The 21,277-nt window shown below is 68.6% G+C and carries 20 protein-coding genes and 2 pseudogenes; 5 read left to right on the top strand and 17 right to left on the bottom strand.

What is annotated here, in order from left to right; translation table 11 throughout:
- Window positions 1-278 precede the first annotated feature (278 nt).
- Window positions 279-566: a hypothetical protein gene (locus tag J7656_RS03675; RefSeq protein ID WP_017343940.1), complete on the top strand. Its 288-nt coding sequence runs from the start codon at window positions 279-281 to the stop codon at window positions 564-566.
- Between the two features lie 151 nt (window positions 567-717).
- Here J7656_RS03675 and J7656_RS03670 read toward each other — a convergent pair whose 3' ends face one another.
- From J7656_RS03670 to J7656_RS03625, 10 genes and pseudogenes are all read right to left on the bottom strand, one after another.
- A complete protein-coding gene (locus J7656_RS03670; protein WP_017343939.1) occupies window positions 718-1,434 on the bottom strand; it encodes an Sjogren's syndrome/scleroderma autoantigen 1 family protein in 717 nt (238 codons plus the stop codon).
- Between the two features lie 110 nt (window positions 1,435-1,544).
- Window positions 1,545-1,970, bottom strand: coding sequence for a Fe-S cluster assembly sulfur transfer protein SufU (sufU, locus tag J7656_RS03665; protein ID WP_017343938.1), 426 nt, complete (start codon window positions 1,968-1,970; stop codon window positions 1,545-1,547).
- A gap of 668 nt (window positions 1,971-2,638) precedes the next feature.
- On the bottom strand, window positions 2,639-3,253 hold the full coding sequence (locus J7656_RS03660) for a hypothetical protein (RefSeq protein WP_044965846.1): 615 nt from the start codon (window positions 3,251-3,253) through the stop codon (window positions 2,639-2,641).
- Window positions 3,243-3,569, bottom strand: coding sequence for a DUF8065 family protein (locus tag J7656_RS03655; RefSeq protein WP_017343936.1), 327 nt, complete (start codon window positions 3,567-3,569; stop codon window positions 3,243-3,245). The genes J7656_RS03660 and J7656_RS03655 overlap by 11 nt, the downstream gene beginning before the upstream one ends.
- Before the next feature lie 213 nt (window positions 3,570-3,782).
- Complete coding sequence (locus tag J7656_RS03650; RefSeq protein WP_017343935.1) at window positions 3,783-4,196, bottom strand: hypothetical protein; 414 nt, start codon at window positions 4,194-4,196, stop codon at window positions 3,783-3,785.
- A gap of 250 nt (window positions 4,197-4,446) precedes the next feature.
- Window positions 4,447-4,833: a thioredoxin family protein gene (locus tag J7656_RS03645; RefSeq protein WP_017343934.1), complete on the bottom strand. Its 387-nt coding sequence runs from the start codon at window positions 4,831-4,833 to the stop codon at window positions 4,447-4,449.
- A 97-nt stretch (window positions 4,834-4,930) separates the two neighbouring features.
- Complete coding sequence (locus J7656_RS03640; protein ID WP_017343933.1) at window positions 4,931-5,146, bottom strand: hypothetical protein; 216 nt, start codon at window positions 5,144-5,146, stop codon at window positions 4,931-4,933.
- Complete coding sequence (locus tag J7656_RS03635) at window positions 5,143-6,933, bottom strand: b(o/a)3-type cytochrome-c oxidase subunit 1 (RefSeq protein WP_017343932.1); 1,791 nt, start codon at window positions 6,931-6,933, stop codon at window positions 5,143-5,145. Before J7656_RS03635 ends, J7656_RS03640 begins: the two co-directional genes overlap by 4 nt.
- A pseudogene (locus J7656_RS03630) lies at window positions 6,930-7,438 on the bottom strand (cytochrome c oxidase subunit II). The gene J7656_RS03635 and the pseudogene J7656_RS03630 overlap by 4 nt, the downstream one beginning before the upstream one ends.
- A gap of 6 nt (window positions 7,439-7,444) precedes the next feature.
- Complete coding sequence (locus J7656_RS03625) at window positions 7,445-7,621, bottom strand: hypothetical protein (RefSeq protein WP_017343930.1); 177 nt, start codon at window positions 7,619-7,621, stop codon at window positions 7,445-7,447.
- A gap of 97 nt (window positions 7,622-7,718) precedes the next feature.
- Here J7656_RS03625 and J7656_RS03620 point away from each other — a divergent pair, with 97 nt between their 5' ends.
- Together J7656_RS03620 and J7656_RS03615 are read left to right on the top strand one after the other, a co-directional pair.
- Window positions 7,719-7,919 carry a DUF8131 family protein gene (locus tag J7656_RS03620; RefSeq protein ID WP_017343929.1) on the top strand — a complete coding sequence of 67 codons (201 nt, stop codon included), beginning with the start codon at window positions 7,719-7,721 and terminating at the stop codon, window positions 7,917-7,919.
- A gap of 145 nt (window positions 7,920-8,064) precedes the next feature.
- Window positions 8,065-10,497: a heavy metal translocating P-type ATPase gene (locus J7656_RS03615; RefSeq protein WP_017343928.1), complete on the top strand. Its 2,433-nt coding sequence runs from the start codon at window positions 8,065-8,067 to the stop codon at window positions 10,495-10,497.
- Between the two features lie 41 nt (window positions 10,498-10,538).
- Here J7656_RS03615 and J7656_RS03610 read toward each other — a convergent pair whose 3' ends face one another.
- The 5 genes from J7656_RS03610 to J7656_RS03590 all read right to left on the bottom strand — a co-directional run bounded on the left by J7656_RS03610 (window position 10,539) and on the right by J7656_RS03590 (window position 14,097).
- Window positions 10,539-11,156 carry a hypothetical protein gene (locus J7656_RS03610; RefSeq protein WP_249191492.1) on the bottom strand — a complete coding sequence of 206 codons (618 nt, stop codon included), beginning with the start codon at window positions 11,154-11,156 and terminating at the stop codon, window positions 10,539-10,541.
- A 106-nt stretch (window positions 11,157-11,262) separates the two neighbouring features.
- On the bottom strand, window positions 11,263-11,505 hold the full coding sequence (locus J7656_RS03605) for an Rdx family protein (protein ID WP_017343926.1): 243 nt from the start codon (window positions 11,503-11,505) through the stop codon (window positions 11,263-11,265).
- 78 nt (window positions 11,506-11,583) lie between these two features.
- The gene (locus tag J7656_RS03600; RefSeq protein ID WP_017343925.1) at window positions 11,584-13,005 is read right to left on the bottom strand and encodes a heme o synthase; all 1,422 of its coding nucleotides are present in this window, start codon (window positions 13,003-13,005) and stop codon (window positions 11,584-11,586) included.
- Window positions 13,006-13,123: 118 nt separating this feature from the next.
- Entirely contained in the window at window positions 13,124-13,585 is a 462-nt protein-coding gene (locus J7656_RS03595; protein ID WP_017343924.1) for an FAD synthase family protein, read from the bottom strand.
- On the bottom strand, window positions 13,582-14,097 hold the full coding sequence (locus J7656_RS03590; protein ID WP_017343923.1) for a Mov34/MPN/PAD-1 family protein: 516 nt from the start codon (window positions 14,095-14,097) through the stop codon (window positions 13,582-13,584). Before J7656_RS03590 ends, J7656_RS03595 begins: the two co-directional genes overlap by 4 nt.
- A gap of 141 nt (window positions 14,098-14,238) precedes the next feature.
- Here J7656_RS03590 and han point away from each other — a divergent pair, with 141 nt between their 5' ends.
- Window positions 14,239-16,233 (top strand): Hef-associated nuclease, encoded by a 1,995-nt coding sequence (gene han / locus J7656_RS03585; RefSeq protein ID WP_017343922.1) that lies wholly within the window; start codon window positions 14,239-14,241, stop codon window positions 16,231-16,233.
- 70 nt (window positions 16,234-16,303) lie between these two features.
- Here the strand turns inward: han and J7656_RS03580 are convergent.
- Window positions 16,304-17,994: pseudogene (locus J7656_RS03580) on the bottom strand (phospholipase D-like domain-containing protein).
- Between the two features lie 114 nt (window positions 17,995-18,108).
- Window positions 18,109-19,554 carry a HEAT repeat domain-containing protein gene (locus tag J7656_RS03575; protein WP_211554129.1) on the bottom strand — a complete coding sequence of 482 codons (1,446 nt, stop codon included), beginning with the start codon at window positions 19,552-19,554 and terminating at the stop codon, window positions 18,109-18,111.
- A 249-nt stretch (window positions 19,555-19,803) separates the two neighbouring features.
- Here J7656_RS03575 and J7656_RS03570 point away from each other — a divergent pair, with 249 nt between their 5' ends.
- On the top strand, window positions 19,804-21,270 hold the full coding sequence (locus tag J7656_RS03570; protein WP_211554127.1) for an MATE family efflux transporter: 1,467 nt from the start codon (window positions 19,804-19,806) through the stop codon (window positions 21,268-21,270).
- Window positions 21,271-21,277 lie beyond the last annotated feature (7 nt).

Below are 21,277 nucleotides of genomic sequence, written 5' to 3'. Positions count from 1 at the left end.
CAGCGAGCGTGCGCCCGCCTCCCGGCTGGGGCTTTGGCGGTGTTCTCTGTCGATCCACAGTTAGCCGTTTATAAGCGAATGGCTGTGGCTTTGGCGGCGTTCACCGGCGATCCGACTCAGTCATTTATAAACAAACAGCGAATTCGACGATGCTCTCGGCGTGTCCGGTTCGAATGCCGGCGCATCAACTCGACTCGCTCGGCGGGCAGCACAAAACTGACAGAAACCCGACCAGTACCGGTGCTAATATATTAACTCGCTGTGTAGTAACTATCAGAATGACCACCGCAAAGGCTAACACCTCGTCGTCCCTCGCCCAGACCGACCCGGACCCGTCGCCCGAACTGCTGAACGCGCTCGAAAGCGACACGGAGACGGTCACCGGCGCTATCGCCGCCGGAACCGTGACCCTAGAGGAAGTCGCTCAGTTCGTCCGGCGCGCGGAGCGCGGCGAGATCGACATCGAGGCGAACCTCGACGCGGTCGTCCGGATCGTCCACGCGCTGTTGTGCGACGAGCCGAGCTGGGCGAACATGGAGCCGGCCGGCTCGCCGGTTCGGGCCTGACGCCGCCGCGACCGAAGCGAGTCTGCCGTCTCTCCGTTCTCTCTCACCCTTCCCGTCTTTTCCGGCCCTCTCTTTTCCGTCTCCTCGCTCTCCGTTCTTCGCGGTCTCCCCGACTCTCGTTCGAGCCGGCGCCGCGTCGCCCCGCCGCCGATTACCGATTCAGCGCCGCGAGCGCCTCGGCCGCCTCGCGGGCCGCTTCGAGGTGGTCTCGGGCGCGCCGCGGGTCATCGGTCTCCTCGGCCGCCCGAGCGAACCGCGTCAGCGTCCGCGTCAGTGACGCGCGGGCGGCGTCAACGCCCTCGGCGTCGGCGGCCGACCGCGACGGGACCGACTGCTGCGGCGCGGACCGCTGCGGCGACGACGTCCGTGGCGACGCCGAGTCCTCCGAGCGCGCCGACTCCTGCGAGGGCGCCGGCTCCTGCGACGGTGTCGATCCCTGCGGGGCCGCGGTTGACGGGGGCGACTGCGACCGGACCGGTTCGTTCGCGCCGGCGTCGACCGCGCCGTTGTCGGCCGCGGCGTCGACGCTCTCGGCGTCCGCGTCAGCCGATGTTCCGGACTCGACGGCGGGAGCGTCGCCCACGTCGGCCGAAGTCCCGTCCGCCTCGGCCGAATTCCCACTTACCTCGGCCGGAGCCTCGTCCGCCTCGGCCGCGCCCCCGGCCTCGTTCCCGCAGGTGGGACAGAACTCGCGGCCGTCGTACCGGAAGATGGGGTCGCCGCACTCCCCGCAGTGGCGGTTCGTCATCGTCGCGCCCTTCAGGAGGAGTTCAGACATCTGTTGGGTGTGCTCGCGCTTCTTCTCGTCGTCCGCGAACTTCTCGCGGAGCTTCTCTCGTTCCGCCTCCTTGTCGAAGCCGTCGCTCATGGACGGACGAACGTGGTTCGCGGGCAAAAGTCCGGTGGGCTCGGGACGGGCGCGTCCGCGGTGCGAGCCGGCCGCGGCGCGGGAGCGCGGCCGCAACGAGAGCCGAGCGGCTACTCCTCGGTGACCGTGCGGTCCTCGTCCGGGTCGAGCTCGCCGCGGTGGATCTTCGCGCCGTCCTGCGCGACCTGTCGCCCCAACACCGCGCACTTGACGCGCATCGGCGAGATGTCGACGCCGAGCATTTCGGTGACGTCGTCGGTGTCGAGCGCGTCGAGCTCGTCGACGGGCATCCCGTGGAGCCGCTCGGAGAGCATGCTCGCGGAGGCCATCGAGATGGCGCAGCCGTCCCCGGTGAACCGCACCGCCTCGACCGTCTCCTCGTCGTCGTCGAGTTGGACGTCCATCCGGATCGTGTCGCCGCAGGAGGGGTTCTCGCCGACGTGCGTGAAGTCCGGATCCTCGAGTTCCCCGTAGTTGCGCGGGTTTTTGTAGTGGTCGAGGATCTGCTGTCGGTACATGTCCGAGCCCAGTCCCATATCGGACACAGATACGCCGGTCCGGCTCAAAAGGGTTCCGTCGAGGGGGGATCGTTTATAAATCAGACCACAGGATGCGGCGGCGCGTGCCTGCGAGCGGTCGCCCTCGGCGACCGCGAGGAGCACGCGCGAGGGAGGCGGCGGTCCGGCGCGGCTCCGCCCGCGCCGGGCCGTCCGCCGAGGCTGGGGAGGCGCGAGGCGCTGTGCGGTGCTATCGGGCGGGACTCGAAGGGGCAGTCCGCGTGGCTTAGGGGTTTATAATAGGGTGTCATAGAAGATTTACCACGACATTCATTTCGTGGATTCACAGCTGAATCAGCCGATAGAATGCGCTTGCGTATTGACCGAAAGGGTATAATCGTAGAGACTAAACAAAAAGTATGAAGCGGTCATTTAGACGCGACACGATTATTTTCATCAGTTTATCTGTGACGGGTCTCATAGCTGTCGGGACTCTTGGGGCAGTTTTGTTCGGACGTACGCCCTCTGTGTTTCTTCTTGGCAAATTTACTGACCCTGTCTGGCTATTCAGCTGTGTGTTTCTGATGGCGATATGGATTTGGATGTACCCAAGATTACAAAGGAACCAAGATAGACAAACAAACTAATTCACCGCTGGTTTGTTACCTACTCAACCTTTACTGATCAGATTGGCAGTATAAGCCAGACTATTTCGGTGGAAGGGCGTCATCATATTCGTCGTCAAGGATTTCGGAACAATCAACGGGAATACTGGTCCACGCGTTCTTCACAACCTCGTACCCAGTCCACCCTTCCGTTTGAATCATCCTCACGGTTGCCTCGCAGAATTCAGGCTTTTCGATGAGGTCGTTGTCAAGCAGGATGTAGAGGAGATACGGTGGCCCCACAACGTCAATGTCGTACCCGTTGTTATCGATGAGACGCCGAATTGACCGTCTCGCAGCTGAGTCAAGAATCGATACGATCTGATACGATGAACCGTATTCAGAAAGTTCCTGCTTGAGCGATTGCTCGCCTGCATCTGGTCCATGCGGGCGGGGAACGACAGTGACGCACGACCACGGCGACGAATCCTCGTCTAGATGTTCAAGAACACGTTGGCTCCCTCGTTTCAAGTAGTACTCACGGCTGCCCTCAGGCGGGTATTTGTTCGAGTTGACGTGGTTTTGAAGTTCGTGCTTGCAGACGTTTGTCGTTGTAAGGTGAATCGCGTCTTTCAGTCGTTTCCACTGAGTGGTGTTCGCAACTGCGATCAAGGAACTCGTATCAGCCAGTATCGGATAGCGAGCCTCACTCGCCATCGCTGCCCGTCAAGAATTCAGACGTGTCTCGTTCCATAGCTGACTCGAACGACTCTTTCTCCTCTTCCATCCTATCGAGTTTCTCACCGAGAAGGACATGGGCCACGTCCTCGCCGATCTCATCACGACTGTATCGTTCGTACACCGCAATCTTGTCCTGTTCATCCAATGACTGTCGGAGCATTTCGACCAGGCCGACGCGGGCGAGTTCGCTCACGTTGACGCCACCGATGTGGATCTCATCGAGGAGCTCCGCGGCCTCTTTTTCGGCTCCGGCACGGAACTGAATCGTCTTGTCGTAGCTTGATCCGCTCATACATTGATGTTCGACGTGGAGAGGCATATATGTTATGACGCGTACTTACTTGTCATTACAAGTGGCCAAGAACGTAGCACTACCAGACAGGTCACCCTCTCTCAAGGGGGTACGATATGAGTTAGGAACCGTGCAGATGGGTTTAATCGGCTCTGTTGAAATCCTATTCTTCAGACATATTCTCGTCTGAAACGGGCAGTCGCTGAAGAGTGCCTATCTAGCATCATCGTCTTCGTCAACCCATGCTCCGATGAGTGTCTCCTCACCCTCCTGCCGCCATAGGATTTCCACAACGTTCGTTTCCCACAAGAGTTGGAGCCGTATTTCATCGCCATCAATCGTGTCGCTTGGCTCCATCTCATCATCTAACTCAGACCATGCGATGGTGTCTGTCTCTCGGGACTCCCAATCAACAACAACCTCGCGGAAGTACACATCACCCGCTTGCAGGCTCTCCTGGCCACCCGTATGCTGAACATCTAATCTATCAGCCACATGGTCAGCACCCTGAAACTCAAAAGAAAAACAGGCGACCTCGTCGCACCTCGTTATCTCATAGTAACCAAGAGCCCCGAATCCGACCGTTGCCGCACCGCCCAAGAGAATGGCTCGCCGCTTCAACGACATACCCGAAACCACATAGTAGTGATAATAGGCTTTTTGACTATTTGTCCTTGTTCCGGTGATTCACTTGAGCTGGGCGTCGTTGGTAATTGCACCACCTGTACTAAGCGATTCCTGTGTAGGTGTGAGAAGACTTCTATGACACCATCGTTTATAAATAGAATCGTCGTACGGCCGAGTGGCCGGGACTTCGGTGGTCGTCGTCGCCACACCGAACTCTCGAGACGATCTCGAACCGACGAATCGCTCTCGCTCAGGCCGCGTGTTCGTCGATCCACGCCGTCAGCTCGTCGCCCGGGATGAACCCCTCGGCGCGGCGCGCGACCGGCTCACCGTCGACGAAGAGGACGAACAGCGGGACGCTCCGCACGTCGAACCGCTCGACCAACGGCGGGTCGTCGCGGGGGTTCACGGTGCCGACCGCCAGATCGGCGTCGGCGCCGCGGGCCACGTTTCCGATCACCGGCTCCATGCTCGCGCAGATGCCGCAGCCGTCCGTGTAGAACTCCACGAGCGCGACGTCCGCGTCGGCGACGAAGGCGTCGAGGTCGTCCTCGTCCGACAGCGAGACCGGGCGGTTCGCGCCGGACGATCCGCCGTCTGCCGTCTCGGCCTCGCTCGATACAGTATTGGAATTCATACGCATTATTGTCGCCGAAGGGTAATAACTGCTTCTGTCGGGAACCGTGTTCCGGGAGAAAGACGAGGAGCGGTCCGTGAGACCGCGTTTCGATCCGCTACGCCGGCTCGTCGCCCTCGGGCTCAGTGCGCCACCCGCCCTTCAGCGTGACGAACCAGATCGAGAGGCCGGCGAGGACGAAGACGGCCGCCATGTACGGGATGATCGGCAGTTCGACCCCGACGAAGTCGAGGACGGTCCGCATCTCGTAGACGATCACGCCGAAGATGGCGAGCGTCACGAGTAGCCCGCCGCGGCTCACGTCGACGGTCATCCGACCACCTCGGCGAGCGAGGCCGACGTGTCGGCGATGCCCCCGAGCAGCGTCGCCGCCGCGTTCGCGAGCGCGTCGAGCAGCGGCGCGAGCCACACCGGATAGGTACCGACGCCCGGTCCGAGCAGCCCGCCGCGGCTGATGATCGCCGCGATCGGGAGTGCGTACGCGAGGACGACGAGGACGAGCGCGATGCTCACCCACAGGCGGAGGTTATCGAGCACCTGCGGGGCGTCCTCCGCGCCGGAGACCGGGCTCGGAAGCGGCTCCGCGAGCCCGGCGACCTTCGGGTTCCCCATCGTCAACGCGAGGTTCCCGAGGAACAGGATCGTCGAGACGAAAAGCAGCGTCCCGCCGATCGCGATCTGGATGTTCAGCTCCTCGAAGCCGCCGAACATCGTCGGGTAGTCGAAGCCGGAGTACTCCGGTTCGGCGGTCCGCCGCGGCACGCCGAGCAGGCCCTGCGCGTGCATCGCGTTCGACATCAGCGCCATGCCGATGAACCAGAGCACGACCTGGAACAGCCCGATCTGACTGCTGTAGATCGGCTTGTTGCTGATCTGCGGCCAGAGCCAGTAGATTCCGGCCATCATCGTCAGCGCCACCGCGGTCCCGACGGTGAGGTGGAAGTGCCCGGGCACCCACAGCGTGTTGTGGATGAGGTAGTTGATGTTCATCCCCGCGTTGACCATCCCGGAGAAGCCGCCGGCCGCGAACATCAGCCCGGCGAGCATCATGCCGGTGAACTCCGGCTTCCGCCACGGGAGGTGCGTGAGCCAGCCGAGCAGTCCGCTGCCGCCGTTCTTCCGAGCGCCGTACTCGACGCTCGCGACGACGGTGAACGCGGTGAGCAGGCTGGGCAACAGCAGGAACATCGTGTTCGTCATGGAGATGAACTTGAACCCCTCCGCGATGCCGGGGTCGAGGTACTGGTGGTGGATCCCGACCGGCGTCGAGAGGAGGACGAACAGCACGAACACGACCCGGGCCAGCGGGTCGCTGAACAGCCGTCCGCCGGCGATCTTCGGGAGGACGGTGTACCAGAGCAGGTACGCCGGCATCAGCCAGAAGTAGACGACCGGGTGGCCGAAGAACCAGAACAGCGTCCGGGTGAGCGTCGGGTTCACCTGCTCGATGAAGCCGAGCGACCACGGCAGGAGGAACAGCAGCACGGAGGCCGCAACGGCGGACGAGGCGATGTACCACATCGTCATCGTCGTCAACACCATGAACGTCTGGAGCGGGATCCGCTCGTCCGGGTGGTCGCGCCGCCACGCGAGGAACGTCCGGAACCAGTCCGCGCCCGCGATCCACGTACCGACGATGAACACCGCGAGTCCGGCGTAGAACAGCGGGTGGGCCTGAAGCGGCGCGTAGAAGGTGTACAGTACGTCCGCGCTCATGTCGATGGAGTCGACGAACCCGGCGAGAATCGAGATGCCGGTGAGCGTCATGCCGGTCGCCATCAGCCCGTACCACGTCCACGTGATCTTGATGTTCAACAGCGGCCGGTCAAGGCTCCGCGTCACCGCCCAGGTGAACAGCCCGACGAGGAAGAAGATCGTGAAGCTGATCACCATGAAGACGCCGTGAGCCGTGAGGACGGTGTAGTAGTCCGTCGAAGGGATGATCCGCGCGACGTCGGTCCGGTGGAGCGTCTGGATGATCCCGAACACCGCGCCGAGGAACAGGGCGAAAAAGGAGCTCAGGAAGGCCGCGCGGACGACGCGCGCCTCGTCCGGGAACTTGTCGACGAACGTCTGCTCGGACTCGAGGGCAGTGCTCACTCCGAGTCACCTCCTCGGTTCTCGAACTCCGACTGGCTGACGACGTGGAGCTTCCCTTCCATGACGTGGTGGCCCGCGCCGCAGTACTCGTTACAGACGATCCCGTACTCGGTGGGCTCGTCGGTCTCGACCGTGATCTCCGAGACCTCGCCCGGAACGACCATCGTGTTCGCGCCCGTGCCGACCACCTCGAAGCCGTGGATCACGTCCCGGGAAGTCACTTGTAACGTCACGGTGCTGTTCGCCGGCACGACGATCGGGGTCGGTTCGAAGCCGAACTGGTAGGCGACGACGTACGCCTCGTACTCGTTTTCACCGACCCGCTCGACCCGGGGTTCCGAGAACCGCTCGTCCTCGTCGATCCCCCGGCATCGATCGTTGACTGCGAGTCGGCGACCATCGCCACGCCCGGACCGACGGCGCCGTACGTCACGGTCCCGATAAGGGCGAGGATCAACACGATCGAAAGCGCGAGCCAGAGTTTTTCGTACGCGTGGATGTGCATGTCTGATCACCCCACGATGACGAGGTCTCGTCCGAGGAACTCTACGAAGTATATAGACACCCATGCGAGCACCAATATCACGAAGTAGATCCCGATCAGCGTGAGCGTGCCGATCGGGTCGAACTCCTCGGCGTCGCCGCCCCCGTCTTCCGTGCCGGCGTGTACGGCCTCATTTTGGCCCATAGGTCCGGTTATGGTCAGGGGAACATATAACACCTACCCGTTCTCGAACCGTGAAAACACGGGCATTATATATGCTCAGGGAAGCCTTGTGTCGGGTATGAACTTCTCGATCCAACAGGCCGTACTCCTCGTCCTCGGCGGGCTCGTCCCCGCGGTGGTGTTCATCGCCGACCGGGCGGAGTTCGTCGTGGCGGTGACGCTGGTGAACGTCCTGCTCATCTGGGCGAGCCTCCGGATCGCGACCGGCGGGAGCCTACCGGGATTCACCGGTGACGCAGACGAGCCGGAACACGCGTAACCGGCCCGAACGCACCGCTGGACCGCCAGATGCGGCCGACTGATCGCCCGGAGGGAGCCCGAACTGACCGCCCGGAGGGAGCCCGAACTGACCGCCCGGAGGGAGCCCGAACTGACCGCCCGGAGAGAATCCGAACTGACCACGCATGACAGGCTGTACACTCTGTGACCTCCCGACCGGGGACGACCCGCACACGGCCCCCGACGTCGACGGCGAGTTCTGCTGTCGGGGCTGTCTGACCGTCGCGCGCTCGCTCGACGACGTCGAGGACCTCGACGACCTCGACGCGCGGCGCCCGGACGCGACGCCGGGCGAGGAGTTCGACGGCGAGACGACGTTCCTCCACGTCGACGGGATGCACTGCGCGACCTGCGAGTCGTTCCTCGAGATGACGGCCGGCGAGCAGGACGGGGTTGCGGCCGCCGAGGCGAGCTACGCTACCGACACGATCCGGGTCGACTACGACCCGGACGCGGTGGACGCGGACGAGCTGCCCGACCGGCTCTCGGTCGCGGGGTACTCGGCGAGCGACCGCGCGGACCCGGACGCGGAGGACGACGACGCCGTTGTGCGGTTCCTCATCGGCGGCGGCTTCTTCGGGATGATGGCGATGCTGTGGTACGTCCTCTTCTTATATCCGACCTACTTCGGGTACGAGCCGATAGTCGACCTCGGCGGCGTCTCCGGGACCTACCTCTTCGCGCAGATCTGGCTGTTCGCCTCGATCGTGCTGTTTTACACCGGCTACCCAATCTTGCGCGGCGCGTACGTGAGCCTCCGGGCGCGACAGCCGAACATGGACCTGCTCGTGTCGCTCGCGGCGACGAGCTCGTACGCGTACAGCACCCTCGCGCTGCTCGTCGGCCGGACCGATCTCTACTTCGACGTGACCATCGCGGTCATCCTCGTCGTCACCGCTGGCAACCACTACGAGTCGATAATCAAGCGGCGGGCGACCGGGATGCTGGCCGACCTGACGACGGCCGACGACCGCACTGTGCGGACCGAGGCGGGCGAGACCGTCGCGGCCGACGCGGTCGATCCCGGCGACCGCCTCCTCGTCCGTCCGGGCGAGCGCGTGCCGTTCGACGGGACCGTCGCGGAGGGGACCGCCGCGGTCGACGAGGCCTTGGTCACCGGCGAGTCGCTGCCGGCGACGAAACGCGAGGGCGACCCGGTCCGCGGGGGCACCGTCGTCACCGACTCGCCCGTCGTGATCGAGGTCGGCGAGGACGCGGCGAACACCCTCGACACCCTCGTGCGACTGCTCTGGGAGATCCAGAGCTCGCGGTCCGGGATCCAGCGGCTCGTCGACCGGCTGGCGACGGTGTTCGTCCCCCTCGTCGTGGCGGTCGCGACCGTCGGCGCCGCCGCCACCCTCGCCCTCGGCTCGGCGCCGATCGACGCCGCGCTCGTCGGGCTGACGGTGCTGATCGTCTCGTGTCCGTGCGCGCTCGGGCTCGCCACCCCGCTCGCGGTCGCCGCCGGGATCCGCGACGCGGCGAAGCGCGGCATCGTCGTCGTCTCGGACGCCGTCTTCGAGGCGGCCGCCGACGTCGACACGGTCGTCTTCGACAAGACCGGGACGCTCACCGACGGCGAGATGCGGCTGCTCGACGCGACCGCCGAGGACGGGACCTCGGTCGACCGCGTCCGCGAACGGGCGGCAGCCGTCGAGCGCGCCTCGATCCACCCGGTCGCCGAGGCGATCGTCGCGGGTGTGCTGGGAGATGCCGGAGAGACGTCGGGCGAGCGACCGGCCACCGACGGCGGCGCCGCGGCCGCCGCGGACCCGAGCGACGGCCCGCCGGCCGAGGTCGACGCGCTCGACGCCCCCGCCGCGACCGACGTCGACGTCTTCGACCGCGGGGTTGCGGGGCGCGTCGACGACGACGAGGTCGTCGTCGGCCACCCCGACCTGTTCGCCGAGCGCGGGTGGGCGGTCTCGGACCGGCTCCGCGAGGCGGGAGCGGCCGCCCGCGACCGCGGGAACGTTCCCGTCTACGTCGGCTGGGACGGCCGCGTGCGCGGGGTCCTGACCGTCGGCGACGAGGTGCGCGACGGGTGGGAGGCGGTCGTCGGCGACCTCGACGCGGACGGGCGGCGCGTGGTCGTGCTCACCGGCGACGCGCCCGCGGCCGCGACGCGGTTCGCGGAGCACCCCGCGATCGACGAGGTGTTCGCCGAGGTGCCGCCGGAGGCGAAGGCCGAGACGGTCCGGCGGCTCGGCGCCGACCGGTCGGTCGCGATGGTGGGCGACGGGAGCAACGACGCGCCCGCGCTCGCCGCGGCCGACCTGGGTATCTCGATCGCCTCCGGGACGGACCTCGCGGCGGACGCCGCGGACGCGGTCCTCCTCGAGGACCGGCTCTCGGCGGTCCCGGAGCTGTTCGCCGTCACGCGCGGGACGAACCGGCGGCTGAAGCAGAACCTCGGCTGGGCGTTCGTCTACAACGCGGTCGCGATCCCGTTGGCCCTGTCCGGCCTCCTCAACCCCCTGTTAGCCGCGCTCGCGATGGCGTCGAGCAGCATCCTCGTGGTGACGAACTCCGCGCGCGCGGTGTTCGACCCCGACTGACGCTCACGCGGGCGACTGACGCTCACGCGGGCGACTGACGCTCACGCGGGCGACTGACGCTCACGCGCTCCGTCAGTTCCCGCCGCGTCCCGAGCGGTCCTCGCTCCCGCCGCGGCCCGGGGGAGGAGCCGGCGCGCCAGCGCGCCGAGGCGCTTGTACGCGAGGTTCACGTACAGCCCCGAGAGGAAGACGGTCCCGACGACGAGCGGCACCTCGTCGACGCCCTGCCCGAGGACGAGATCCGAGAGCAGGTAGACCCCGACCCCGAGCGGCAGCGCGGCCGGCAGCCGGAGGTTGTACCGGACCAGCGTGCCGACCGACGCGTCGAAGCGCTCGACTAAGGCCGTGAACACGAACCCCAGCGCGCCGAGCAGGCTGAACAGCGGAACGAACGGCGGGACGATCCCCGGAGCGAGACCGGCGATCCCGGCGAACGGCGCGTCGATCGCCACGGACGCCGCGGCCGCGAGGACGGCGGTGAGGAGGATGTCGACGGCGACGACGGCGGTCCCGAGCCGGGACCGATACCAGGTCCGCGCGAGCTGCGGCCGGTCGTCAGCGGCGGGCGCGGCGTCGCCGCCGAGCGTCGGATCGTCCGACTCACGCGTCGGATCGTCGGCCGGAGGCCCGCCTCGCGCCCGTTTCGATGAGTCCGACATCGTCGGGGCGGTTCGCGGCCGAGGGACAATTAGCTTGTGGCGTGTGAACGAGAGTCAGGAATCGCGGGGCGTTCGCCGAGGAAGGGGGCGACGCCGGAGCCGGCGGCTACGCCGTCGCGCCGACGTGCGGCCTGACCGCGCGGACGATGGCGTCGACGTCGTACTCGTCTTCGGTCTTGTCGAAGACGACCTCGTCGCCGACCCGGACGACGAACACGCCGTCGTCACCGGTTACCAGCGCGACCTCGTCAATTCCCTCGCCGAACTGTTTGAGGATCGCCTCCGAGACGTCCTGCGCGCGGTTCAACATGCCACAGGGAACGCAGTACTCGACTTCGACGCGTGTCATGCCGCGAGGTAGGACGCGAACCGGATTAAAAGGGCGGGTCGCGGACGGTTGCGACGAACCGCGACGACGCCGACCGCCTCACACCACCAACGCGTCGAAGACGACGGCGAACAGCAGCAGGCCGAGGTAGGCGTTCGAGGCGTGGAACGCGCGGAACGCCGCGCTCTCCGTCTGCTCGTAGTGGAGCCGGACGACCGCCCAGAGGAAGACGGCGCCGACGCCGACGCCGACGACGGCGTACAGCGCGCCGAGCGGGTCGGCGGCCGCCGCGAGCGCGACCGCGGCGACCAGCGTCGCGCCGAGGTACCAGAGGATGTGGCGGCGGGTCGTCGTCTCGCCGCGCACGACGGGCATCATCGGGAAGCCGCCGCGCTCGTAGTCGTCCTTGTACGCTAACGCGAGGTTATAGAAGTGCGCGGGCGTCCACAGGAAGATCACGGCCGCGAGCAGCAGCCCGCCGCCGCCGACCTCGCCCGTCACCGCGGCCCAGCCGATGAGCGCCGGGAGCGCGCCGGCCGCGCCGCCGATAACGGTGTTTTGGACCGTGTTCGGCTTGAGGACGAGCGTGTACACGACGCTGTAAAACAGGATCGCCACCAGCCCGAGCGCGGCCGTCAGCGGGTTCACCGTCCAGAACAGCGCGAGCGAGACGAGCGTCAGGGCGCCGCCGAACGCGAGCGCGTGCGGGACGGGGACGAGGTCGGTCGCGAGCGGGCGGTCGCTGGTGCGTTGCATCCGCTTGTCGACGTCGCGCTCGAGGACGTGGTTGAACGTGCCGGAGGCGCCGATGGAGAGCGCGCCGCCGGCCAGCGTGGCGGCCACGACCGGGGGCGTGAACCCGGGCGCGCCGGCGGTCGCCACCGGCTGCGCGAGCGCCATCGCGGCGGCGGCGACGAGACAGAGCAGCCACATCAGCCGCGGCTTCATCAGCCGGAAGTACGCCGTCGCGGTCGCCTTCAGCCGTGGGAGCGTCGCAGACGGGATCGACGGCTCCGGCGCTTCCTCGACCGGCGGGAGGTGGTCGGTGCCGGGCTCGAAGTCGTCGGGGGCGTCGTCCGGGTGCCCGGTCTCGGCCTCCAGCCACCACGCGAGCGCCGCGAGGACGGCGCCGAAGATGCCGATCCCGAGGAGGAGGTGGGCGGAGCCGAGCGCGTCGGGCAGGTCGCCGACCGCGACGAGCGCGCCGACCCCGGCTTGGGCCGGATAAACGACGAGCGCGACCGTGAGCGCGGCTCTGACCCGGCGGTCCGCCCTCTCCCGCCACGCGAGCGCCGCGGAGAGGGCGACGAGGATCCCGACGACGACGGCGAGGGCTCGATGGCCGAGGGCGATCCACCCCGCGGTCGCCGTCGGCAGGGCGGCGCCGGTCCCGCAGGCGGGCCAGCCGCCGCAGGCGGTCGCCGCTTCCGTCAGGGAGGTGGTCGCGCCGACGACGACGAGCAGGTACACGCCCATCGCGGCCGCGGCCAACACCGCGGGGAACTTGTCGGGAATCTTCACTCACCTCGGTTTGGGAGTCAGTCCATTTAGACCCCGCGCTTCCGCACCCGTCGGGGTCCTCACGTTTCCCCGCGGTCGGATGGCTCCGCGGCCGTGACCTACGAGGGCGTCGCGTTGTCTACGGAGATGTCGCGTCGCCGTCTTCGCCGCGCTCGCCGCGCTCGCGCAGGATGCGGTCGACGATGTCGCCGCTGGAGAGCAGCTCGTCCTCGTACTTCGGCTCCCGCCCCGACGCGCGCTCGACGCGGCAGTCGATCCCACGCGAGTCGAGCGCGTCGGCGATGTCGGCCTCGTCGTGGTGCTGGTCGAACCCCAACACGATCACGTCGGGGTCGAGCCGCTCGATCGGGACGAACACGTCCTCGGGGTCGCCGAGGTGGGCCTCGTCGACCGCGTCGAGCGCCTCGACCATGTCGCGCCGCTGGCGGGCACAGAGGATCGGTTCCGGCTTGTGCGTGACGTTGGTGCGGCGGGCGACGATGGCGTGGAGCTCGTCGCCGTACGTCGCCGCGTCCTCTAAGTAGTGAACGTGGCCGGGATGGAGCAGGTCGAACGTCCCCTGCGCGACGACCCGCGTCATCTGAACCACGAGAGGAAGCCGCCGGAGTCGCGCTCGTCCAGCTCGCGATCGATGTCCGCCTGTGTGAAATCGAAGAAGTGCTCGTCGGGCACCTCCACGTCGAGCACGTCGAGGGTGGTCTGGGTCCCGTCGTTGTCGAACGCCTTCCAGTCGCCCCAGCCGTAGGGGGCGCCGACGATGATGTGGACCTTCCCCTGTCCGAACGTGGCGAGGTCGGCGTCGCTCGGGCGCAGCGCGCCGTTCGGGTGCGAGTGGACCGAGCCGACCGACCGCATGTCGTTCGGCTTCATGTTGGTGCGGACGGTAGCGCTCGTCGGGCTCGACTCCGTCCCCGGGATGACGAGCACGTCGGTGATCACCTGGCCCTCCCGGTCGAGGTCCAGCTTCCGGGCGTCGTCCGCGCGGAGGAACCCCATGTACTCGTTGGGGTGCGTCTCCTCGCTCGCCTCGAGCACGAACTCCAGGGTCTCTCGGGCGATCCCGAGGAGCTCGTCCGAGCGGAACAGTCGCATGAGCGAGACAAGTCGCCGTCGCCTCATAGGGGTTCCGGACCGCGGGACGCGGGGGCGGTCTCTCGGCCACCGACGAGCGGAGCCCGGAGCCGTGAGCCCCGAGAGAACAGGCTTAACACCGGCCGTTCCCGAGACGTGTCCATGAGCGAAAACACCGCCGGGGATTCCGGCACGCGGGGCGATTCGAGCCCCGAACCCGACGCCGACGCCGCGGAGGGGACGGCCGACGACCGGCCGGATCACGCGACCGACGACCGATCGCAGAACGCAACCGACGACCGGCCGACCGTCTACGACCTGGCGCCCGACTGTACCCTCGAAGACGCGGAGGCCGACGCCTTGTATCACGCGGAGGTCAACGGCGTCGTCGACTACGGCGTGTTCGTCGACCTCTCCGACGCCGTGAGCGGACTCGTCCACGAGTCGAACCTCGACGGCGAGTACGCGGTCGGCGACCGGCTGATCGTCCGGCTCACCGAGGTGAAGGAGAACGGCGACATCGCGTTCGACGACGTCGACCCCGACGATTACCGCACCGAGGCCGTCGCCCACGAGCCGACGGTCTCACGAGTCCGCGGCCTGACCCCGGGCGACGAGGTGACCGTCGAGGGCGAGGTCGTCCAGGCGAAACAGACGGGCGGTCCCACCATATTCGCCGTCGCGGACGCCTCCGGCGTCCTCTCCTGTGCCGCCTTCGAGTCCGCCGGCGTCCGGGCGTACCCCGAGGTCGAGGTCGGCGACATGGTCCACGTCGCGGGCACGATAGAGAGCCGCGAGGACGCGCTCCAGCTGGAGGTCGACTCGCTGAAGCGACTGCCCGACGAGCGCGCCGCCGAGGCCCGCGAGCGCTTCGAGGCGGCCCTCGAGGAGCGCGCCGAGCCCGCCGACGTCGACCCCCTCGTCGACTGGGAGGCGTTCGAACCGATCCACGAGGACCTCCGCGAACTCGCCCGGCTCCTCCGCCGGACCGTGCTCGCCGGCCGCCCGATCCGCGTCCGCCACCACGCCGACGGCGACGGGATGTGCGCCGCGATCCCGGTCCAGCTCGCCTTGGAGAACCTGATCGAGGAGGTCCACGGTGACCCCGACTCGCCGCGCCACCTCTTCAAGCGGCTCCCGAGCAAGGCGCCCTACTACGAGATGGAAGACGTCACCCGCGACCTCAACTTCGCCTTGGAGGGTCGCGCCCGCCACGGCCAGAAGCTCCCCTTCCTCCTAATGCTCGACAACGGGTCGACCGAGGAGGACGTGCCGGCCTACGAGAACCTCGCGCACTACGACATCCCCATCGCAGCGGTCGACCACCACCACCCCGACCCCGAAGCGGTCGAGCCGCTGCTCGACGCCCACGTCAACCCGTACCTCCACGGCGAGGACTACCGGGTCACGACGGGGATGATGTGCGTCGAGCTCGCCCGCCTGATCGACCCGTCGCTCACCGAGGAGCTCGAACACGTGCCGGCGGTCGCCGGCCTCTCCGACCGCTCGAAGGCGGAGGCGATGGACGACTACGTCGCGCTCGCCGAGGAGGCGGGGTACGACGAGTCCGACCTCCTCGACATCGGGGAGGCGCTCGACTACGCGGCCCACTGGCTCCGCTACTCCGAAGGGAAGACGCTCGTCAACGACGCCCTGAATGTGGGCTGTGACGACGAGGAGCGGCACGAGGAGCTCGTCGAGTTCCTCTCGGAGCGCGCCGAACGGGACGTGGAGCGCCAGCTCGACGCCGTCGACGACCACGTCGAACACGAGCGGCTCGCCTCCGGCGCGCACCTCTACCGGATCGACCTCGACGAGTACGCCCACCGGTTCACCTACCCCGCACCGGGCAAGACCACCGGTGAACTCCACGACGCGAAGGTGAAAGAGACCGGCGACCCCGTCATCACCATCGGCTACGGCCCCGACTTCTGCGTCCTCCGCTCGGACGGCGTCCGGCTCGACATCCCGAACATGGTGACCGAGCTGAACGAGGAGCTGCCCGAGGCCGGCGTCTCCGGCGGCGGGCACCTCGTCGTCGGCTCCATCAAGTTCGTGAAGGGCCGCCGGAGCGAGGTGATCGAGACGCTCGTCGAGAAGATGGCGGGCGCGGAGATCGACGAGGCGCTCTCGTCGACGATCGCGCTCGACGACTGACCGCAATCGGTCCGGCCCTCGACACTGCCAACGGGCGGCTCGCTGCGGCCGTTCGCACCGAGCCCGTTTCTCAGCCGAACGTGACCTCCCGCCGAACCACCGCGCCGGCCCCCGCAAGCGCGGCGCCGAAGCCGCCGAGGAAGGCGATCGGAAGCTGAATCCCGCCACCGCGCCAGTCCGCCGCGTAGGCGCGAGCGTAGAAGTCCGCCACCGACTCGTTTTCCACCGCGAGCAACACCTCGCGGTTGTTCGTCTCCGCGCTCGGGTTCCAGTTGAGGCTCCCGACGACCGCGGCGTCGTCGACGACGAGCCCCTTCGCGTGGACCTTCCCGAACCGACCGCGCGGCTCCGCGAGGTCGACCGCGATCGGTTCGTCCGCGAGCCGCTTCGAGAGGTTCCGGTTCGCCTCGCGGTCGTACCACGCGTCCGAGAGCAGCAGGTGGACGTCGACCCCGCGGTCGGCCGCGCGCCGGAGCGCGCGGACGATCCGGTCGTTCGGCCCGCCCACGCGCGGCACGACCGCGAGCACCCGCTCGTCGGCGGCGTCGATCCGCGCGACGATCCGGTCGGCGGCGTTGCCCGGGGCGGTGAGGACGGTCACGTTCGCCGCCGCCGGCTGCGCGGGCGCGTCGAACCGCGTCGGGTATGAGCCGTTCGCTCGCCCGCCCCGTGGAACTCCGTATCGGCGCGAAAGGCGCGCCACGACCGCGCGTCGTGGGCCCGGAAGTCGGCAAGGAACAGGGCGGCTAGGTCGTCCGCGACCGCCGCGCTCCGGTCGGCTCCGGTGCCGTCCGCCGTCTCGTCGTCCCCCGTCTCGCCGTCGCCGCCCACGACGACGCCCCACCCGCGGTTGCTGTGTCCGCCCGTGCCGGACGGCTTCCAGTTCTCCGTGAGCACGACGGCGCGGTCGTCCGCGACCGCGTACTTCGGGTGGTGAAAGCGGAACCGCTCGACCTCGCCGTCGAGGATCCGGACCTCGACGCCGGCGGCCGTCAGCCGGTCGATCAGCGGTGCGCTCCGCGCTGGGAACCCGCCGACCGGCGACCCCTCGAGCAGCACGCGAACGCGCACCCCGCGGTCGGCGGCCGCGACGAGCGTCCCGACGATTCGCTCCGAGGTCAGCGTGTAGCCGGCGACGAACAGGCGCTCGTCTGCGCTCCGGAGCGGCTCGACCGGAATTCCCGGGCTGTCGGGGAGGACGAAGGGCGTCACGGCCGCGTCCGCGGTCGACTCCGGGGAGCGGGGATCGTAGCCGCGGGGGCGCCACTCGCCCCACGAGGCGCGCCAGCGGTGCCCCTCGCTGGCGCGGTCGTAGGCGACGACGTCGACCGCGCGCCCGTTACGGCGGAGTTCGATCCGGTCGCCCGACGCCGACAGCGGGAAGTAGTCGGTCAGGCGGCGAATCTGACGCCGGTCCGCGACCGCGGCGGCCGTCCCCGAATCGCCGGCGAGGATCGACGCGGTCCGGTTCGGGGCCATCGACAGCGTCACCCGGCCGCTCGCGTTCGCCGGAATTTCGGTGTCGTAGTAGCCGTCCGAGAGCGACCAGTTCCCGCGCTCGGGCAGCGAGACGACGAGGTACTCGCCGCGGTTCTCCGCCGTGGTCGGGTTCGGGTACAGCTCGACGATTCGCGGCTCGCCGCGGGCGTCGGCGGAGGCGTTGGCTGAGGTGGGCTCGACCTCGTCGACCGGGGCGGCGGCGCCGACGGGGGCGGCCGCGGCCGGAAGCGAGCAGGCGACAGTCGCCGCGGCGACGAGCAAGAGGAGCGCGGCGACGCGGGACCGGCGGCTCGGACGACGGGGTGACACGGCGAGCGTGGCGCCTGTATCGGCTAAAAGGGTTCGCGACCGCTGCGGGAGAGAGGAGTGCGCCCCTCAGGCCGTCGGCGCGGGCTCGGCCTCGTCGAGCGCGCGCTCGGCCTTCTCTCCCTCCGTCGAGACGACGAAGGAGTGTTCGTCGGCGTACTCGGCGACCGCTTCGAGCGCCTCGCGGGTCCCGATCTGCCGGAGCGCCCAGCCGGCGGCCGCGCGGACGTCGTCGGACGGGTCGTCTTCGAGCGCGTCGGCGAGCGGGTCGACGGCGCGCGCGTCGCCGATCAGCCCGAGCGCGCGGGCGGCGTGAGGGCGGACCAGCTCGTCGGTGTCGCCGTCGGGGTCGAGCTGGTTCGCGAGCGGCTGGACGGCCTCCGGCGCGCCGATCTCGCCGAGCGCCTTGAACACGGTCTTCTGGAGCTGCGGGTTCGAGTCCTCGCCGACGTACTCGACGAGGGTGTCGGTCGCCTTCGCGGCCGCCATCTTCCCGAGGATCCGGATCGCGGGCTGGTCGCGCTTCTCGGCGCGGCCGAGGATCTCCTGAACGGAGTCTTCGGTCTTGCCGCGCTTGCCCATCCGCTCGAACGCCTCCAGGCAGTGGCGCTCCATGAACTCGGACTGCAGCGAGTCGAGCGCGAGCAGGATCATGTCGACGTTCCCCTGCGCCTCGTGCTCCTTCAGCGCGGCCCACTCGACCGGGAAGTCCTTGTAGTGGCCGAGCACGTCGTAGTACCCCTGCGCGCGGAGCTGCTCGTGGGTCTCGAGGTCGTCCCACTCCTCGGCGTCGTCGAGGCCGGCCTCTAGGTCGTCGGTGGCCTCCAGCAGCGCGGCGATCGCGTCCGCGTCCTCGTCGGCGTCGAAGCCGGCCTCGGCGACCGCCGCGGCGACGGCGTCGAGCGCCGCGGTGAGCTGGTCGACGGGGATCGGCCCCGCGGCGGCGGTCTCCTCGTCGTCCGCGGCCTCGCCGAGCAGCGCCTCGGGGTCCTCGTCGGCCTCGTCGATCGCATCGGCGGCCGCCTCGTCGATCGCGTCCGCGGCCTCGTCGACGAACGACGCGACGGCGGCCGCGACGTCCTCGTGGCCGTCCTCGGTCCACTCGGTGTCCGCGACCGTCCCGGACGCGGCCTCGATCGCGTCGATGACGTCCTCGCCGTAGGGGCCGCGGGCCTCCTCGACGCCGTCGCGGAGCTCCGCGACGCGGTCCTCGAGGTCGCCGCGGGGGTCGTCGGCGTCCTCGTCGTCCTCGTCCGGCTCGGGGAGATCGGCCCCCTCGATACCGGTCTCCGCGTCGTCTAAGAGCGCTTCGACGTCGTCGAGGTCGGCCTCCGTTTCGGCGGCCTCGAGCCGCTCGGCGATCTCGTCGAGGTACTCATTCAGGGACTCCTCGGTCGCGTCATCGGGGAGCGTCGGGGCGGCGGCTGTGCCCATCGACTCGTCGGCGTCCCCGCCGTCGTCCGCGGCGTCGGCCTCCTCGGAGGCGTCGGCCGGGTCGTCGTCGCCGTTGCTCATATACCACGAACTCCGCGCGTAGTCCATTAAGAGGTTTCCCTTCGCGGGCGCCGGGCGGCCGCGTGGGAGGAGCGGGACGGCCGCGCGCGAGGACACAGAGCGATCGCACCGGGCGAGAAGCGGTCGACAAGCGCCGGGGCGAGAGGGTGCGAAATTCCCCGACTGGAGAAGAGTAGTGACCCCCGATACGAGAGTCGTGTTCACTACCAGCACACTTTTATTATCACTGACTAATACTGGAACGATTAGATGCTGGACGTCGACCGCGAGGAGATAACCGACGGGCCGGTCGGACGGGTGCTGCTCGTCCTCGCCGCGCCGCTCGTCGCGCAGAACGTCGTGTACGTCGCCAACGCGCTGGTCGACACGTTCTGGCTCGGCCGGGTCGGCGAGGACGCGGTCGCCGCCGTCGGGCTCAGCCTCCCGATCCAGTCGCTGCTCGGCGCGACGGTCGTGGTCGGCGCGGTCGGCACCCAGATCCTCGTCTCGCAGCGGACCGGCGACGGCGACGAGGCGGGCGCGCGCCGCGTCGCGGTCAACGGCGCGCTCGTCGCGCTCGCGGTCACCGCGGCGGTCGCGCTCCCGGTGGTCGTCTACGCCGAGGAAGTGGTGGCGCTGCTCGGCGCCGACCCCGCGCTCGCCGGGACGACCGCCACGTACCTCGCGATCGTGATCGCCGTCCTCCCGGTCGGCGCGGTCGGCGACACCGTCGAGAACTGCTTCACTGCGTACGGGGACACGCAGGCGGTGTTCCACGTGAGCCTCGTGGGCGTCCTCGTCAACCTGATCGCCGCGCCGGTGCTCATCTTCGGGGTCGGCCCAGTGCCGGAGCTCGGCGTCGCCGGCGCCGCGCTCGGCACCGCGCTCGCGGGCGTCGCCGGCCTCCTGTGGATCCTCGGGTACGCCGCGGGGATCGGCCGCGACACGTTCCGGCTCACCCGAGAGGCGTTCGCGTTCGACCCCGCGACCGCCCGCGAGGTCGTCTCGGTCGGCCTCCCGCTCGGCGGCCAGCGCGGCGTAAGCGAGTTAGTCCGGGTGTTCGTCGTCGCCCTCGTCGCGGTCGCCGGCGGCGCGGCGGGCGTCGCGGCGTACACGGTCGGCGCCCGGGTCGCGACGCTCGCGGTCGTGCCGGCTCTCGGGATACAGCAGGCCGCCCAGTCGATGATCGGACAGAACCTCGGCGCGGACGCCCCCGAGCGCGCCCGCCGGACGACCACGGTCGGCACCGGGATGGTCGTCGCCGGGTTCCTCGCGCTCGGCGCGGTCCAGTTCCTCTTCGCCGGCGGGATCGCGGACCTGCTCGCGCCCGACCTCACCGCGACCGGCCGATCCCTGTCGGTCCTCTACCTCCGGATCCTCGGCGCCTCCTACTGGGCGCTCGGCGGCACGTACACCCTTCTGGCGGGATTCAACGGCGCCTCCCGCACCCGCACCTCCTTCCTCGCCGACCTGGTCAAGTACTGGGCGGTCCGGTTCCCGATCGCGGTCGCGGCCGTCCCGGTCGCGACGACGTTCGGCGCGTTCGGCGTCACCGTGACGCCGGGATTAGGCTGGGGCGTCGAGGCCGTCTTCTGGGCGGTGGCGGCCTCGAACGTCGTCGGCTTCCTCGGACTGGGCGGCTACTTCCTGTACACGACGCGGCGCGGGATGTTCACGAACGCCGCCGAGCGCGCGAGCGGCGGGGACGCGGAGGCCGCGGACGCCGCCGACGACTGAGCGCGGG

The organism is Halorubrum ruber (assembly GCF_018228765.1).
In the GTDB taxonomy this organism is placed as follows: Archaea; Halobacteriota; Halobacteria; order Halobacteriales; family Haloferacaceae; genus Halorubrum; species Halorubrum ruber.
The sequence above is the reverse complement of the archived record's forward strand: the minus strand, read 5'-3'. Positions and strand labels throughout refer to the sequence as shown.

Bases quoted from the DNA above. Each gene is read 5' to 3' on its own strand.
- J7656_RS03675 (WP_017343940.1), top strand. From the start codon at position 279: ATGACCACCGCAAAGGCTAACACCTCGTCGTCCCTCGCCCAGACCGAC.
- J7656_RS03670 (WP_017343939.1), bottom strand. From the start codon at position 1,434: ATGAGCGACGGCTTCGACAAGGAGGCGGAACGAGAGAAGCTCCGCGAG.
- sufU (WP_017343938.1), bottom strand. From the start codon at position 1,970: ATGGGACTGGGCTCGGACATGTACCGACAGCAGATCCTCGACCACTAC.
- J7656_RS03660 (WP_044965846.1), bottom strand. From the start codon at position 3,253: ATGGCGAGTGAGGCTCGCTATCCGATACTGGCTGATACGAGTTCCTTG.
- J7656_RS03655 (WP_017343936.1), bottom strand. From the start codon at position 3,569: ATGAGCGGATCAAGCTACGACAAGACGATTCAGTTCCGTGCCGGAGCC.
- J7656_RS03650 (WP_017343935.1), bottom strand. From the start codon at position 4,196: ATGTCGTTGAAGCGGCGAGCCATTCTCTTGGGCGGTGCGGCAACGGTC.
- J7656_RS03645 (WP_017343934.1), bottom strand. From the start codon at position 4,833: ATGAATTCCAATACTGTATCGAGCGAGGCCGAGACGGCAGACGGCGGA.
- J7656_RS03640 (WP_017343933.1), bottom strand. From the start codon at position 5,146: ATGACCGTCGACGTGAGCCGCGGCGGGCTACTCGTGACGCTCGCCATC.
- J7656_RS03625 (WP_017343930.1), bottom strand. From the start codon at position 7,621: ATGGGCCAAAATGAGGCCGTACACGCCGGCACGGAAGACGGGGGCGGC.
- J7656_RS03620 (WP_017343929.1), top strand. From the start codon at position 7,719: ATGAACTTCTCGATCCAACAGGCCGTACTCCTCGTCCTCGGCGGGCTC.
- J7656_RS03615 (WP_017343928.1), top strand. From the start codon at position 8,065: ATGACAGGCTGTACACTCTGTGACCTCCCGACCGGGGACGACCCGCAC.
- J7656_RS03610 (WP_249191492.1), bottom strand. From the start codon at position 11,156: ATGTCGGACTCATCGAAACGGGCGCGAGGCGGGCCTCCGGCCGACGAT.
- J7656_RS03605 (WP_017343926.1), bottom strand. From the start codon at position 11,505: ATGACACGCGTCGAAGTCGAGTACTGCGTTCCCTGTGGCATGTTGAAC.
- J7656_RS03595 (WP_017343924.1), bottom strand. From the start codon at position 13,585: ATGACGCGGGTCGTCGCGCAGGGGACGTTCGACCTGCTCCATCCCGGC.
- J7656_RS03590 (WP_017343923.1), bottom strand. From the start codon at position 14,097: ATGCGACTGTTCCGCTCGGACGAGCTCCTCGGGATCGCCCGAGAGACC.
- han (WP_017343922.1), top strand. From the start codon at position 14,239: ATGAGCGAAAACACCGCCGGGGATTCCGGCACGCGGGGCGATTCGAGC.
- J7656_RS03575 (WP_211554129.1), bottom strand. From the start codon at position 19,554: ATGAGCAACGGCGACGACGACCCGGCCGACGCCTCCGAGGAGGCCGAC.
- J7656_RS03570 (WP_211554127.1), top strand. From the start codon at position 19,804: ATGCTGGACGTCGACCGCGAGGAGATAACCGACGGGCCGGTCGGACGG.